Annotated in this window: 15 protein-coding genes; 10 read left to right on the forward strand and 5 right to left on the reverse strand. The window is 49.5% G+C overall.

Going from position 1 to position 14434, the window contains the following annotated elements; genetic code table 11:
• The first annotated feature begins 46 nt into the window (after positions 1–46).
• From CSR04_RS18400 to CSR04_RS18435, 8 genes are all read left to right on the forward strand, one after another.
• A complete protein-coding gene (locus CSR04_RS18400; RefSeq protein WP_172449416.1) occupies positions 47–2746 on the forward strand; it encodes a TonB-dependent receptor domain-containing protein in 2700 nt (899 codons plus the stop codon).
• A gap of 239 nt (positions 2747–2985) precedes the next feature.
• A complete protein-coding gene (locus CSR04_RS18405) occupies positions 2986–3756 on the forward strand; it encodes a DUF3450 domain-containing protein (RefSeq protein ID WP_102797793.1) in 771 nt (256 codons plus the stop codon).
• Positions 3757–3769: 13 nt separating this feature from the next.
• Entirely contained in the window at positions 3770–5140 is a 1371-nt protein-coding gene (locus tag CSR04_RS18410) for a MotA/TolQ/ExbB proton channel family protein (RefSeq protein WP_102797794.1), read from the forward strand.
• A gap of 5 nt (positions 5141–5145) precedes the next feature.
• Positions 5146–5664: a MotA/TolQ/ExbB proton channel family protein gene (locus CSR04_RS18415; protein ID WP_102797795.1), complete on the forward strand. Its 519-nt coding sequence runs from the start codon at positions 5146–5148 to the stop codon at positions 5662–5664.
• A 126-nt stretch (positions 5665–5790) separates the two neighbouring features.
• Complete coding sequence (locus tag CSR04_RS18420) at positions 5791–6195, forward strand: ExbD/TolR family protein (RefSeq protein WP_102797796.1); 405 nt, start codon at positions 5791–5793, stop codon at positions 6193–6195.
• A 91-nt stretch (positions 6196–6286) separates the two neighbouring features.
• The gene (locus CSR04_RS18425) at positions 6287–6901 is read left to right on the forward strand and encodes an energy transducer TonB (protein ID WP_172449428.1); all 615 of its coding nucleotides are present in this window, start codon (positions 6287–6289) and stop codon (positions 6899–6901) included.
• A gap of 10 nt (positions 6902–6911) precedes the next feature.
• Positions 6912–8225: a tetratricopeptide repeat protein gene (locus CSR04_RS18430; protein ID WP_172449417.1), complete on the forward strand. Its 1314-nt coding sequence runs from the start codon at positions 6912–6914 to the stop codon at positions 8223–8225.
• Between the two features lie 165 nt (positions 8226–8390).
• Positions 8391–9155, forward strand: coding sequence for a substrate-binding periplasmic protein (locus tag CSR04_RS18435; RefSeq protein ID WP_102797797.1), 765 nt, complete (start codon positions 8391–8393; stop codon positions 9153–9155).
• Here CSR04_RS18435 and CSR04_RS18440 read toward each other — a convergent pair whose 3' ends face one another.
• Positions 9156–9578, reverse strand: a complete 423-nt coding sequence (locus CSR04_RS18440) for a CBS domain-containing protein (protein WP_102797798.1) — start codon at positions 9576–9578, stop codon at positions 9156–9158. It abuts the gene before it with no gap.
• 288 nt (positions 9579–9866) lie between these two features.
• On the opposite strand from CSR04_RS18440, the gene CSR04_RS18445 reads away from it, so the two are divergent.
• Positions 9867–10544, forward strand: a complete 678-nt coding sequence (locus tag CSR04_RS18445; RefSeq protein WP_102797799.1) for a helix-turn-helix transcriptional regulator — start codon at positions 9867–9869, stop codon at positions 10542–10544.
• A gap of 117 nt (positions 10545–10661) precedes the next feature.
• On the forward strand, positions 10662–11354 hold the full coding sequence (locus tag CSR04_RS18450; protein ID WP_102797800.1) for a hypothetical protein: 693 nt from the start codon (positions 10662–10664) through the stop codon (positions 11352–11354).
• 712 nt (positions 11355–12066) lie between these two features.
• Here CSR04_RS18450 and CSR04_RS18460 read toward each other — a convergent pair.
• The 4 genes from CSR04_RS18460 to CSR04_RS25010 all read right to left on the reverse strand — a co-directional run bounded on the left by CSR04_RS18460 (position 12067) and on the right by CSR04_RS25010 (position 14392).
• The gene (locus CSR04_RS18460) at positions 12067–12249 is read right to left on the reverse strand and encodes a hypothetical protein (RefSeq protein ID WP_102797802.1); all 183 of its coding nucleotides are present in this window, start codon (positions 12247–12249) and stop codon (positions 12067–12069) included.
• Positions 12250–12804: 555 nt separating this feature from the next.
• Complete coding sequence (locus CSR04_RS18465) at positions 12805–13581, reverse strand: CsgG/HfaB family protein (protein WP_102797803.1); 777 nt, start codon at positions 13579–13581, stop codon at positions 12805–12807.
• 4 nt (positions 13582–13585) lie between these two features.
• Positions 13586–14005, reverse strand: a complete 420-nt coding sequence (locus CSR04_RS25005; RefSeq protein WP_172449418.1) for a curli assembly protein CsgF — start codon at positions 14003–14005, stop codon at positions 13586–13588.
• 3 nt (positions 14006–14008) lie between these two features.
• Positions 14009–14392 (reverse strand): CsgE family curli-type amyloid fiber assembly protein, encoded by a 384-nt coding sequence (locus CSR04_RS25010; RefSeq protein ID WP_172449419.1) that lies wholly within the window; start codon positions 14390–14392, stop codon positions 14009–14011.
• Positions 14393–14434 lie beyond the last annotated feature (42 nt).

Here is a 14434-nt window from a genome sequence, read left to right on the forward strand (position 1 = left end):
TGTTACTTGCGGCAAGCATCTTTACCAGTTACTTAGGAGTGAATTCATGAAACAGACATTACATTTTGTGTCTAGAAAAACAGCGCTCAGTTTGGCCGTGATGTCAGCACTGAGCACTTTTGTGTCTGCCCCGGTGGCTATGGCACAGTCGGACGATCAAAACCAGGCCATGGAAGAAGTGATTGCCACGGCAAGTCGCTTAAAAGGTACTGCTTCTGCTGTGCTGCAAGAGCGTCAGAATCAGGCATTTGTCGCAGATATCATGGGTGCTGAGCAAATATCCAGAACGGGGGATGGAGACGCCGCTTCAGCGCTTCGCCGTATTACCGGTTTGACCTTGGTGGATGGCAAGTTTATCTACGTGCGCGGATTAGGTGAACGCTATTCCAGTACACAATTGAATGGCATGATGGTGCCGAGCCCGGATCCAACCCGCTCTGTTGTGCCTTTGGACTTGTTCCCTTCTGATATTATCGAAAGCCTGAACGTTCAGAAGTCTTATTCTCCCAACATGCCAGGCCACTTTGGCGGTGGTAACGTTAACATTCGTACTAAGTCCATTCCATCTGAGTTTGTCTTTAATATTAGTGGCGGTGCTGGTTACAACACGTCCAATAATGAAGATGGCTACTTTTATACCGGTGGCGATGATGACTGGATGGGGAAAGACGATGGCACCCGCGAACTGCCCGGTATCATAGCTGATGCCTTGCGTAATAGTGGCTCAACAGGTGTGGAAGGCATAACGAATCTACAGACCACGCAGGCCATGCTTTCTGCTTTCAACTGGGATATCGGACCCGATGAAAAAAGCGTTGATCCCAACTACAACCTGGGTGCGACAGTAGGTAACCAATTCCAGGTGGGTAGCGAAGGAACGCTAGGGTTTTTGGCGACTATGGCGTACGACCAGGAGTGGACTGTCGCCAATGAGAAGAACGGCTCAGATTTGGGCGGTGGTTGTGATAACAGTGGTGAAAGATGTTTCACCAAGTATCTTGATGGCTTGTCCACAGAGCAGAGTGTTCGCTGGAGTGGCATGTTCAACGTCGGTTATGAATTTAACAATAACCACAAGGTTGAGCTGACCAATATGATCCTGCACGATATGCGAGACAGAGTAAGAAACAGAGATTACTTTGACGCCAACGAGTCAGAGGAAGGGGAAACCGAGCTGCGTCGTCTGGATATCATCTTTGAAGAACGGGAGATGATCACCAGCCAACTTAAAGGCACGCATAATTTCCCCTGGCTGAATTTCGCCTACCTGGATTGGTATGTCGGCACCAGCCGTGCGACCCGCGATGCGCCGGATATTCTGGAAGCCACCTTTGAAAAAGAAATGGACAATGGCGCCGTGGTTTACGAAGGTCTGCAAGATCTGGCGGCCACCAACCTGAACAGACAGTATCAGCAGTTGGAAGATGACTCAGACACAGTGGGCTGGAACTTTGCCTACCCCATGTCCGGTGAAAACTGGGAAGTGGAATGGAAGATAGGTGGCGATTATTGGGAGAAAACCCGCGAAGCGCAGAGTATCGATCTGGGGATTAGACACTTCAGTATTCGTGATGAATACAAACAGGGTGTCAGACTGGATCAAATCTTCTCCCCTGATAATATTGCTAATCCTGACTTTTATACCAGTGCGACAGGTCGAGGGCTGTTCCAGGACGGCACGGCCGACGGTGATAAGTATTCCGCTGCAGCTAAGTTGGAAGCCTATTACCTGATGGGTGATGCTTTTATTAACAAGACCTGGCGGATCAGTGGCGGTTTGCGTTGGGAGCAGTTCCAGCAGGTGTCTATTCCTTATCAGGCGCACACAGATCTGTTTGCGGTAAGTGGTGATGACATTGCGGATACCGTTTTCAACAAAGATGAGTTATTCCCGTCCCTGGCCTTGACTTACATTCTTGATGACGAGATGCAGATTCGTTTTAACGTAAGTGAAACGGCCATTCGTCCTGATATGCGCGATATCAGTTCAAGCTTCTTTATTGACCCTCTGACCGAGTTCCTGGTGCGCGGTTCACCGCTGCTGCGCAGTGCCGAGTTGAAAAATGCCGACTTGCGCTGGGAGTGGTATAAAGAGTCCGGCAACAACCTATCGGTTGCTCTGTTCTACAAAGACATGACTAACCCGATTGAGATGGTTGAACTCAGTGGTGGTGAAGGTACTCCTCAGCTGTTGACCGCCAACGCTGAAGAAGGAGAGCTGTATGGACTGGAAGTTGAATTCCTGCAGGATCTGAGCTTCCTGTCTAATGACATGGCTGGCTTCTTCCTGTCTGGCAACATCACCTTGTCTGATTCCAATGTGAAGATTGGTCGTGATAACCCGGACTCGCTGTATAACCAGCAGTTACGTGATGCCTTAAACGCCAGCACGGTAACAACATCTATTACTAATGATGAGCGCCGCTTGGTCGGCCACTCAAAATGGGTTGCTAACCTTCAGTTTGGTTGGGATTCAGATGATGGTAATCACTCTACTTCATTGGTGTACAACGCCTTTGGTGAGAGGATCATTGTGCCGGGTGTGAGTGGCAATGAAGACGCGCAGGAGCAACCATTCAACTCGCTGGACTTTGTGTATAGTTACTATCCTAACTTTAATACCACAGTGAAGTTCAAAGTGCAGAACTTGTTGGGTGAAGACAAGGAGATCATGCAGGAAAACCTGACAATGTGGTACAAGGAAGTGGGTACCAAAGTCAGCGCCAGCTTCTCTTACGAGTTCTAACTTGCTGTTTAAAGGGCCGCGGCTTGCGGCCCTTTCTTTACCGTTTTTTTGTCACAATTGCCTGTCTTTTCCTCAGTCTTTAATCCCCGTGTTACAAAAGTTTGTAGTCTGATACCAGCCGAAAAGGGTCACCAGTTAGTCATCAGTCTGTAATAAAACTGTCACGCTTAACCCCTATCCTGTGCGCGAATTCCAAAGATCAGTATCCCGCTGGTCTTTTTTAATTAGGGTTTGACAGTATGAGGCTTTTGAAACTACTTCCGCTGGCCGTGCTTGCCACCTCCCTGGCAGTCACCGCCCCGTCAATGGCACAAGAAGACAAGTATCTTGAACCTGTGGTGAAAGAGGCTGGCAAGATCAATACATCTGCAGCCGGTTCGCAGGAAAAAATCAACAAGATGACGGACCAGATTGACAATAAACTGCAGCAGTTTAAGACCATTAATAAAGAAATTGACGGTTTGCTGGTATACAACGCGCAACTGCGTAAGCAAATCGATAATCAGCTTAAAGAAGTAGACGACCTGAACAAAGCCATCGATGAAGTCAGTGTCATCGAACGCCAGATCACCCCTTTGATGTTACGCATGATTGAAGGCCTGAAACAATTTGTTGAACTGGATGTGCCTTTCCTGCCTGAAGAGCGCAGCAAGCGTCTGGCCGATCTGGCTGGTTTGATGGAACGTGCCGATGTGGCACCGTCCGAAAAATTCCGCCGCGTGATGGAAGCCTATCAGATTGAGATGGATTACGGCCGCACCCTGGAAGCCTACAGTGGCTTGCACACTGTCGGTGGCCAGGAACGTAATGTGGACTTCCTGCGCGTTGGACGTACCGCGCTGATTTATCAGACCCGCGATGCCAGCCAGCAAGGCATCTGGAACAAGCAAACCCGTCAATGGGAAGAACTGCCTTCCAGTTATCGCACTCAGGTGACCAAAGGTCTGCGTATGGCCAAGAAGCAACTTGCCCCTGATTTGCTGTCCCTGCCAGTAGCCCTGACCGACTAAGAGAGTAGAAATCATGAAATCCATAGTGAAAGTTCTGACCACTGGCCTGTTTGCCTCCTTAGTCGCCACTGGCGCCATGGCACAGAGCGCGAATGATAAAGCCCTGGATCTGGACCAATTGCTGAAGCAATTGGAGCAAGGCCAGATTGCCCAAAATAAAGACAACCAGCGCCGCGAGCAAGAATTCGCCGCCAAGGTCGCCGAGCAGGATCAAATGCTTAAAGAGGCCACCAATAAGCGTAACGCTGAGTTGAATACCAGTGAAAGCCTGGAGCGTCAGTTCCAGGAAAACGAATTTAAGCTGGCTGACCTGAATGATGCTCTGACCAATCGCCTGGGCTCGCTGAAAGAGCTGTTTGGTGTGTTACAGCAAGTCTCAGGCGATACCAAAGGTAAATTCCAGAACTCGGTTATTTCTGCACAGATTCCTGGCCGTGCTGAGTTTCTTGATGGTTTGGCACAGTCTATGGGGTCTAGCTCCAAACTGGCCTCCATTGATGAAATCGAGCGCGTATGGTTTGAAATTCAACGTGAAATGACCGAGTCCGGCAAAGTAACCAAGTTCACTACCGATGTGGTGGAAGCCGGTGGTAACAAAGTCAGCAAGGAAGTGGTACGTGTGGGCGCCTTTGCTCTGGTGTCTGATGGTAAATATCTGGATATGAACCCATCCACCGGCACCGTCGCTGAACTGACCCGTCAACCCGCTGGTCGTTATGGCGAGAGCGCTGCTAACCTGCAAGCTTCCAATGGTGAGCTGGTAGAATTCGGTTTGGATCCTACCGGTGGTTCAATCCTGGGGCTGCTGGTGCAAGCACCTAACTTCCAGGAACGTATTGAACAGGGCGGTTTGGTTGGCTACATCATTCTGGCCGTGGGCGCTGTGGGCTTACTGCTGGCATTGGAGCGTCTGATCAGCCTGACTCTGATTAAAGCCAAGGTTGACCGCCAGTTGAAAAACCAACAGCCAAGCAAAGATAACCCGCTGGGCCGTATTCTGCATGTTCGTGAGGAATTCCCTAACGTCGATACCGAGACCCTTGAGCTGAAACTGACGGAAGCCATTCTGGGTGAAGTTCCTAAGCTGGGCCGCAACCTGACCATGATTAAGATCATCTCCGTGGTCGCACCGCTGATGGGGCTGCTGGGTACCGTAACCGGTATGATCAACACCTTCCAGGCCATTACCCTGTTTGGTACTGGTGACCCGAAACTGATGGCCGGTGGTATTTCTACGGCGTTGATGACCACGGTACTGGGTCTGGTAGTGGCGATTCCGATGACACTGCTGTACGCCATGTTGAATACGCGCAGCAAGAACATCGTGTTCATCCTTCAGGAACAAGCCTCAGGTGTGATTGCAGAACGCGCTGAACGGAGCTAATCGCCATGTTCGAGATATTCGAGGCAATACGTGATTTTACCGAGACAGGGGGCCAGGTTCTGTTGGTCATCGGTCTGCTGATATTCATCATGTGGTTGCTGATTCTGGAACGTGCCCTGTATGTGTTTATCTGGCACAAACAGTTTAAGGGCCAGACCATTGCAGCCTGGGAAGCCAGAAGCGACCGTTCATCCTGGTATGCCGAGCAGATTCGCCAGGCCATGATCTCCAGGGTTAGCCTGAAACTGAAAGGCTCAATCCCGGTCATTCAGGCCCTGGTAGCCCTGTGCCCGCTGTTGGGCCTGATGGGCACAGTAACCGGCATGATTGAGGTGTTTGATGTGATGGCCATTTCCGGCTCGGGTAACGCCCGTTCCATGGCTTCCGGGGTGTCTAAGGCGACTATCCCGACCATGGCCGGTATGGTTGGCGCACTGTCCGGGGTATTTGCCTCCACCTGGCTGATGCGCATCACCAAAACCGAAAAAATGCATATTGAAGATGCCATGAACCTGGATCACTAGTGTGTAGATGGTCGGTGCGGGTCGGACTTCAGTCCGACAGCTAACCGACCTTCAGTCGGGATAAAGCCCGACCCCAGGGGTTAACTATTAGTCGGGATACATCCCGACCTACTATAAGAGAATTTTATGAAACAGCATTTTCAGAATCTGGTAGACGAAGAAGAAGCCACCATCGACCTGACCCCGATGCTGGACGTGGTGTTTATCATGCTGATCTTCTTCATCGTAACGGCTTCTTTCGTGAAGGAAGCGGGCATCGATGTCAACCGTCCTGAAGCTGCCACTGCAGTGAAGAAAGACCGCGCCAACATCCTGATTGCGATCAGTGATAAGAATGAGATCTGGATCAACAAGCGTCGCATCGACGAGCGTGCGGTTCAGGCCAACATTGAACGTCTGTATGCCGAAAACCCGCAGGGGAGTGTGGTTATCCAGGCGGATAAGAAGGCCACCACTGAAACCTTGATTAAGGTAATGGATGCCTCCAGGGCCGCCGGCGTATTCGATGTATCCATTGCGGCCCAGGAGTAAGTGGGCGTGCAATTTTTCAGGCGAGCCGTTATCTCTCAGTCAGGAGTGAAGCATGGCTAATGCAACAGTTACAGCGCCGGGCAGCAGTTCTATGTTCGGCAGAATGATGATTGCCCTGGTCCTCTCGGCAGTTGTCACCCTGGGTTTGTTTTTCCTGATGCAGTCACTGATTAAAAGCGGTGGCAGTGCATTGACCGATCCTCCAGTCGGGTCGGTACTCGACTTTGTGCGGGTGAAACAGGAAGAACAGGTCGAGAAAAAAGATCGTAAGCCCAAAAAGCCACCTAAGCCGGAAGAGCCGCCGCCACAGATGCAGCAACCGCAGATGGACTCACCCACGCCAAATGCTGAGGGTGGGGCAGGCATGGACTTCTCGGCCGATATCGGTGGTGATATGGCCCTGGCGGGTGGACTGGCGTTGGAAGGCGGAGACGGAGAGTATCTGCCCATCGTTAAGGTGTCACCTGTCTATCCAAGACGTGCATTGCAACGTGGCATTGAAGGCTACGTGATAGTGGAATTCACAGTGACCAAAGCCGGTACGGTGCGAGACCCTATCGTGGTGGAAGCCAATCCTGAAGGCATATTTGAGCAGGCTGCCATGGACGCTGCCATGAAGTTTAAATACAAGCCCAGAGTTGTTAACGGTGAAGCTGCCGAAGTGGCTGGCGTACAAAACCGTATAACCTTCCAGATTGATGGTTAAGGTGGAACCGATGTTTGCGAAAAAAACAATCAGTCAACTGGTCGCTCTGGCGCTGCTGACGACGACCGGCTATGTGCTGCCAACTGTCACTCCCGTGGGGATGGCAAAGGCTCAGGAGCAGCAGGAAGAGCGCAAAACCCGTCGTACTCCGGCCTTGCGTGCTAAAGTATATGAGCAGTTGGCCCGTGCTCAGGCGCTGGCTGATGAAGATAAAATCGGCGAGGCGCTGGAAGCACTGGATAATGTCAAAGATAAGTCCAGTTCCATGAACAGCTATGAGCTGGCCATGCTGTATAACTTTTATGGCTTTATTCACTACAATGCCGAGCAGTACGACAAGGCTATCGCCGCGTTTGAGCAGGTGGTGGAACAACAGCCTATTCCTGAGTCCTTTGAGCTGACCACGCTGTTCAGTCTGGCCCAGTTGCATATGATGCAAGGCAACTACGACAAAACCCTGGTCTTTCTTGAGCGCTGGGAAGCCTTGAATGTGGGGGATATCCCGGCCAAGAACTATCTGATCAAGGCCCAGGCCATGTACCAGATGAAGGATTACGAGCGCGCCTCCCGTTTTATCAATCAGGCGGTAGCCATGGTTGAAAAGGAAGGTAAGGTTCCTGAGGAAAACTGGTTTGTATTGCAGCGCGCTATCTTTTACGAGCTGAAGCAGCCTGAGAAGGTCAGGGATGTGCTGGTGAAGATGGTCAGGCACTACAACGACGGTAAGTATTGGGTACAACTGGCTGGCATGTACGGTGAGTTGGGTGAAGAGAAAAAACAGCTTGCTGTGCTGGAAGCGGCATATCAGCAAGGCTATATCACCACAGGTTCAGATGTATTCAACCTGGCCCAGTTGTATTACTACCATCAGGTACCGGTTAAAGGTGCACGTTTGATGGAACAGGCCATGCAAGAAGGGGTACTGGAACGCAACCTGCGCAACCTCAAATTTACCGCTAATTGCTGGGCGCTGGCGAAGAATGACGATAAGGCCATTCCGGTGCTGACCGCTGCGGCGAATTTGTCGGAAGATGGCGAGCTGGATGCGCAACTTGGTCAGATGTACCTGAACATGGAAGCCTACGATAAAGCCATTGAAGCAACACTGGCAGCCTTGCAAAAAGGTGGCTTGCGCAACCAGGGTATGTCTCATCTGGTATTGGGAATGGCGTATTTCAACAAGCAGCGCTTTAACGATGCGCTAAATGAATTGGCCAAGGCAGAGAAGTTTGACAGTGCCAAACGTATGGCCCAGCAATGGGGTAAATACGTGGAAGCCGAGAAGGTCAGCTACGAAAGGCTCAAAGCCGAGCTTTCTTCCTGATATGCAAAAGATATGTCATCTGTATGAGCCGCCAGCAATGGCGGCTTTTTCTTTTTGGCTTGCGCTACGGGCATGCTCCGCCTTATTGAACTAGAATAACGATAAGCGAAATTAACCCATCGCCACGGAACTGGATGCAGGCTAGGTCAAACTAAGGTAGCTTGCATGAGGCTGTTTTTGTTGCTGTTTTCACTGCTTTTTTGCTCTTACCCATTAGCCTCTGACGGCACAGTGATTAAAGTCTCGCTGGCTGAAGTGGATTATGCCCCGTATTATTTCTACCAGGATGGCCAGCTACATGGCGTATCGGTGGATATTCTTCATCGGGTGCTGAGCGATATTGGCATGAGTCCTGAGTTTGTGCGCAGACCCTGGACAAGGCTGCTGAGCGAAACGTCGCTTGGCAGACAGGACTTGATTATGGTGTTGTATAAAACGCCGGAACGCTTACAACAGTTTGACTATGTGACGCCTGCCTACCTGTCAGACAAAATTGCCCTGCTATGCTTCAAACCTTGTGCTTCTGCTTTTGATGGCAGCTTGGACAGCCTGTCTGGCATGTATATTGGCACAATACGCAATAACTCCTACGGTGAGGTGTTTGACAGTCAGCCGGGCATCGCCAGGCAGGAAGTGGAAAATGAGGAGCTGTTGTTTAAACTGCTGGGGCTGGGCAAATTGCGTTATGCCATTGCATCTGAAATACGGTTTGACTGGTCAGTAAAAGCCAGTAACGATGCGCGTATTATGGTGTTAAGCCCGGCCATTGACCGAGCTGGGATTTACTTTGCTTTTGGCAGACAAAGCCATGTGGACAAAGACACCCGGCAGCAGTTTAGTCTGAGCTTACGGCAACTTCTGCACAGCCCTGACTACCTGGCAATACTGGACAAATATAATATGCAGGAGTACAGGGTTCAGCCTGATTAGCTATTGCTGCTTAAGCAGTGTTATGGCCAGTTTAACGAAGTCAGACGAGGTGAGAATACCTTGCAACTGCCCTTCTGCCGTCACCACGGGCAGGCAGCCATGCTTGTAATTAACAAAGTATTCAGCCACTTCAAGCAAAGACTGATCTGCTGTGGCACTGTCCCCATCCTTGATTGCCACATCCATAATCGGCACCCGTTTCTCCTGCTCGCTGAGATTGTCCTGACCATATAGATTGGCCAGCTTCATAACCCTGGCGACCAGTGCCTTTTGTGTCACAATGGCCATGTATTTGCCAGTTAGCATATCGACAATAGGAATATGTCGGATACCGTATTCGCGGCTCATATTATGTGCATCGTGCAGGGTCGCCGACTGAGTCAGGGTATGCAGATTGCTGGTCATAATATCTTTTACTTGCATTGGACGTCCTCACTAATGGCTCTGTTGCAGAGAATAAAGTTAAGCATGGACTACCGTTATGATACATATCAAGTTTTTACGTCAGCCCAAAGTCGCAGTGATGGAATCTCAGCCTGTTAGGTATATCTAACAACAAGTAACATAAGGTTAATGGTTGTTTTGTTTTAATTTTTAATACCTTTTCTGCGCTACCCAACACTTAGTTATGTGCTTTCTTGACAAGTTGTGATCCCTATACCAGTATCAATTCAAGGAGTTGGAAAACATCCATCAGGGAAGAGATAGTGTATGGATATTAATACATGTTCAGTGCTGATTGTTCATATTGGTGAGGCTGCTCACCAAAGTCAGGAAGCTGATATTTTTCTGCGTTTATTGAAAACCCGTCCGGCACGTATTCAGGAAGTGGATTGTCCATCCAAAATTCATAACCCCAGCCAGTTCGATTTATTGTTTTTTAATATTCAGGGTGCTTATTGGGGCGAAATGCTACCGGGTTACTTGCTTGATCTGGCTGTCGAACATCGCATTGCGCTGTTTAACGCCAGCCAGGATAGTATTTGCGAAACATTAGTATTACTGGCTGGTATCGATGGGGTTTTTTATCGGCAGGATCCCCCCGATTTGATTCTCAAAGGCATTGGCCATTTGCTGGATAAGCAGCGCTGGTTCAGACGTGACGCCATGGACAGAGCATTGCAGACTTTGCTTAAGTGTGCACCAGTGGCCGGCCAGAACCGGCAAAAGCAAGATGAAGAATTCGATGCTCTCACCAAGCGCGAAATGACGATAGTCCGCATGTTATCCAGTGGTGCGCAAAACAAAGAGATTGCCAATCAACTGCATATCAGCACCAATACGGTTAAAACCCATCTGTACAGCGTGTTCAGAAAAACCCACTGTCGTAACCGGCTGGAATTATTAAGTTGGGTGCAACAACATCTGCCTATGCAAATGGTGATGTAACTCGTTTTGCCAGTCTTGAGCCGAACGCCATTTAATCTAGACAACCATCTGATTTATAAGTAACTTATCCAGATAGATGTTGCTGTGGCGGCTAGTCCGCGGTTTGAAGGATAAGATATGAAAGGATGCTTGCTGGTCTTGTTGACCTTGACTATGGTTGGTTGTGCCAAAACACAAGTGCATCTGTATGGGCGCTATCTGCAACCCGAGCAAATACAACAGGTGACCCAGGCCCTCGAAACTGAGGGCTATCAGGTGCAGGTCAATCGTCTGGCCTTTCCGGCTGATATTCATCAGTCCTCCCTGGTCTATTCATTAATGCTCAAAGATGTCAGCAAGCTGGACAGGGTGATGGCGGCTTCGGCAAGTCAGGGCTGGTATGTGCACAATGTTACCGCTATGGTCAAAGGCAATCATTGGTATACCAAAGACAGTATGGGGTTGTTTTTGTTGCCTGAAGGGGTAGACCCATCTGATCCAAGTGCCGCAGAAAATATGAGTTTTAACTATCAAAGCAGTGGCTGTGAACAATCTCCCGGATTGCAATTGTCCGACGATCATACTTTTCGTATTCAGCCGGTAGCGGAAGTACCCTTTGACGCCGACTGGCATCAGGGAACATGGAGGCTAAAGGAATCAGCCTATCTGGAGCTGACGCCTAAAGCCGACCCCACCTGGTCTTACTATCTTGAACTGCAGCGCAGTACCGAAACCGATCAACTGGGTCAGGCCGAAGTGATCCGCTTAACACCAATGCGCACCTATCTGATGTTCGGTAAATGCAGCTTTGAATATGGTGTGCGTAGTTAAGTGCTGCAATCTCTGTGGTGACAATAAATTTGTGCGAAAGCGTAAATAACCACAGAGGCACAGAGAACACGGAGGGGGAAGGAATTGTCACTGCGAGCTTTTCTTTGCGCACTCAGCGGCTTTGCGAGAGGTCTTCAATACCAGCTAAAGGCCAACAAATACAAAATACATTCTCGCAGAGGCGCAAAGCGGACCAAGATCTTAACCAGGTTCACAAGTCTCTGTGCTCTTCGTGCCTCTGTGGTTACATTCTATCCGCGAAAAAGCGTTAATAACCACGGAGGCACAAAGAACACGGAGGGGGTGAAGGAATTGTCAGTGCGCACTTTTCTTGGCGCACTCAGCGGCTTTGCGAGAGGTATTCAATATCAGCTAAAGGCCAACAAATACTCAATACGTTCTCGCAGAGGCACAAAGCGAACCAAGATCTTAACCAGGTTCACAAGTCTCTGTGCTCTTCGTGCCTCTGTGGTGACGTTCTATCAGCGCGAAAGCGTAAATAACCACAGAGACACAGAGAACACGGAGGGGGCGAGGTAATGCCGGAAATCATGTCGATTAGCTGAGAAAAGGTGAGCTTGTTAAGGCTTATTTGAATCGGACTTTGATCGCTCTTGTTTCTGTTCTTCAATTAGCTTGGCAAAGTCCGAGTGTCCCTTCATCTTCCTGATTTGTGAGAGAGTGGCACGTGTCTTTCCTATTCGCTTTTTCATCATTTTTTCCTCACAAGTTCAAATTGAGCCAGTTCTTCGTCCGTTAATTCATATAAATCCGGGTCCAATGCGATTTGCCTGGCGATATCTTGTTCTGATGTGTTTTCAAATTTTTTAGCATCGGAAAGACTCTTGAGCTTCCGGATTTGAGTTATTGTCAACCTGGTTGTTTTTTCTGTCATTTTGATACACCTTGGGAAAATGTACGTGACTCGTATTGATATATTTCTTTGGTGTTAGCTCTGCGCGCAGAAATGATTCGATTAACTGACACTCCACGTTCGTAGACGCGAACAGTTGATACGACGAACAAGATTCCAATAGTGGACCAAGATCATAATCTGGTGAGTTCCAAGTCTCTGTGCTCTTCGTGCCTCTGTGGTTACATTCTATCCGCGAAAAAGCGTTAATAACCACGGAGGCACAGAGAACACGGAGGGGGTGAAGGTATTGCCACTGCGCGCTTTTCTTTGTGTACGTAGCGGCTTTGCGAGAAGCCGATATTATTCACCGTCCAGGTGCCAAAAGCTCTGATTTTTCAATGGTATGCATCAAAACCCTTCTGTTTTTCTTCGTGCCCTCTGTGCCTCTGTGGTGAAACTTATTCAACCAAAATATTAATAACCACAGAGGCACAGAGAACACGGAGTCTTTAGGAGTAAAATATGGGTTCTCCTGTCTTTCTCCTTGATCTCGGCGGCTCTGCGCTGAGATGCTGTGCTGGCAAAAGTTAGCAGCTAGCTTTGGGCGGCCCACACCCGTTTTTCAATGCCTTTGTGCACCAGATCGGTCAGGGCTTTTTCAATGGCCTGCTTTACGCAGATATGCATAGGCTCATTAGTAGTGAAACCGCCTTCCGCTTCGGCCAGGCGTTTAAAGCTCACATAGCGGAAGAAGCCGCCGCGCATTTCCTGACTCAGCACAGTTTTGCTGGTGGATACCGACAGCAATACCTGACCGGTACGTACATCTATGGCGCGCAGGTAAACAGAGATTTGATCCTCCCGGTACAGCTCAGAGGCGCCGATACCAAAATACTCAGCGCCAAAACCACCGGTACGAATATTGGAGTCGTAGCTGATGATGCCGCCTTCCAACAGCAGCTTGGCAGTGGTGAGCGGTGGTAACTCATCTTTTTCTTCTTTGCCGTCGGCCTGCAGGCCGGCGCGGATGATTTTGCGTTCGGTCAGAATGTTCTGCAAGCCCTCACGTTCCACCGGTAGAAACCAATTAGAATCTGCCAGGGCCTGCATCAGAATTGAGGTGGCACCCTGAGTGACCGCAGTGGAAAAAGAACTGACATTGGCCTGTGGCTTATACTGCCCGGTCTGATCGCGAAAGGCGTATACCGACACCGGAATCATGCCTTTGGGCGGGGGTAGCGCCAGTAGATCCTGATAGTTATCGGTGGGGCTTAAGGTCACGGCGGGCTGCTGCCCCGGGGGGAAGAGAGGCCCCATGCTGCTACAACCGCTCAGTAACAGAAACAGCAATAAACTAACTGAACGCAACATGGGCTTATCCAAACTTAGGTACCTCAATCACCGTGACTTCGCCATTGAGCAAGTGGGTGATCTGAACTGTGATGCTGTCAGTGTTACTGGTCAGGATCTGAATTTCATAATCGCCGCTGACAAACACCGAATCCTGATTAAATACGCTGTCATCCACATCCTCACCAAAGGCCAGGTCGGTAATCTCGCGTACCATTTTGTTGATATAGGCACGCTCCAGAGATTCTTGAAATTTCTCCGCGTAGGTGCGTTCTTCTAGATGTTCCTTGTGTTTGTTTTGTGCCTGGGCTTTGCCCATCAGCAGGCTACCGTTAAGTGGGTTGCCGCCAAAGCTGGGGTTGATTGGGGTATAAACCAGCTCAGTTGCTACGGTCTTGCCCGTTATCAGGGTGAGTGCAACCAGCGTTAAATTAATCTTATTCATTTTCTACCATCCGTTTTCGGCCATATCTGCGCTGCTGCTGTCAAACCTGGCATTCGCCATGGCTTGCAATAAAGCCAGCATTGCTTCTTCCACTTTATCTTCCATGGGCGACTGTCTCCTTCCCATATAAGTCATGTAGATAACCTGATTATTCAGTTGTATGGTCAATTTGGTGCCCGCCCTGGGGACCACTTGTTCCTTAACAACTACATTGAAATTCTGGGTTTGTGGTACGTCTTGCCATAGTCGGCTAAGGCGTTGATAAAACTCCCGTCCGAAGCGGCTGAAAGTGTTGTCCAGCAGCAAGCCTCCTAGCTCCACTTCAGCCATACTGGGCGTTGCCAGACTAAGCAGTAGGGCGTATAGCAGGTTTCTGGTAACAGACATAAAAATGGCGGACCGCAGATAGTACTTTGGCCCGCCCCTCCA

The organism is Bowmanella denitrificans, from assembly GCF_002887595.1.
Taxonomy (GTDB): domain Bacteria; phylum Pseudomonadota; class Gammaproteobacteria; order Enterobacterales; family Alteromonadaceae; genus Bowmanella; species Bowmanella denitrificans.

Excerpts from the sequence above, each read along its gene's own strand:
- CSR04_RS18400 (WP_172449416.1), top strand. The coding sequence starts at position 47 with ATGAAACAGACATTACATTTTGTGTCTAGAAAAACAGCGCTCAGTTTG.
- CSR04_RS18405 (WP_102797793.1), top strand. The coding sequence starts at position 2,986 with ATGAGGCTTTTGAAACTACTTCCGCTGGCCGTGCTTGCCACCTCCCTG.
- CSR04_RS18410 (WP_102797794.1), top strand. The coding sequence starts at position 3,770 with ATGAAATCCATAGTGAAAGTTCTGACCACTGGCCTGTTTGCCTCCTTA.
- CSR04_RS18415 (WP_102797795.1), top strand. The coding sequence starts at position 5,146 with ATGTTCGAGATATTCGAGGCAATACGTGATTTTACCGAGACAGGGGGC.
- CSR04_RS18420 (WP_102797796.1), top strand. The coding sequence starts at position 5,791 with ATGAAACAGCATTTTCAGAATCTGGTAGACGAAGAAGAAGCCACCATC.
- CSR04_RS18425 (WP_172449428.1), top strand. The coding sequence starts at position 6,287 with ATGTTCGGCAGAATGATGATTGCCCTGGTCCTCTCGGCAGTTGTCACC.
- CSR04_RS18430 (WP_172449417.1), top strand. The coding sequence starts at position 6,912 with ATGTTTGCGAAAAAAACAATCAGTCAACTGGTCGCTCTGGCGCTGCTG.
- CSR04_RS18435 (WP_102797797.1), top strand. The coding sequence starts at position 8,391 with ATGAGGCTGTTTTTGTTGCTGTTTTCACTGCTTTTTTGCTCTTACCCA.
- CSR04_RS18440 (WP_102797798.1), bottom strand. The coding sequence starts at position 9,578 with ATGCAAGTAAAAGATATTATGACCAGCAATCTGCATACCCTGACTCAG.
- CSR04_RS18445 (WP_102797799.1), top strand. The coding sequence starts at position 9,867 with ATGGATATTAATACATGTTCAGTGCTGATTGTTCATATTGGTGAGGCT.
- CSR04_RS18450 (WP_102797800.1), top strand. The coding sequence starts at position 10,662 with ATGAAAGGATGCTTGCTGGTCTTGTTGACCTTGACTATGGTTGGTTGT.
- CSR04_RS18460 (WP_102797802.1), bottom strand. The coding sequence starts at position 12,249 with ATGACAGAAAAAACAACCAGGTTGACAATAACTCAAATCCGGAAGCTC.
- CSR04_RS18465 (WP_102797803.1), bottom strand. The coding sequence starts at position 13,581 with ATGTTGCGTTCAGTTAGTTTATTGCTGTTTCTGTTACTGAGCGGTTGT.
- CSR04_RS25005 (WP_172449418.1), bottom strand. The coding sequence starts at position 14,005 with ATGAATAAGATTAATTTAACGCTGGTTGCACTCACCCTGATAACGGGC.
- CSR04_RS25010 (WP_172449419.1), bottom strand. The coding sequence starts at position 14,392 with ATGTCTGTTACCAGAAACCTGCTATACGCCCTACTGCTTAGTCTGGCA.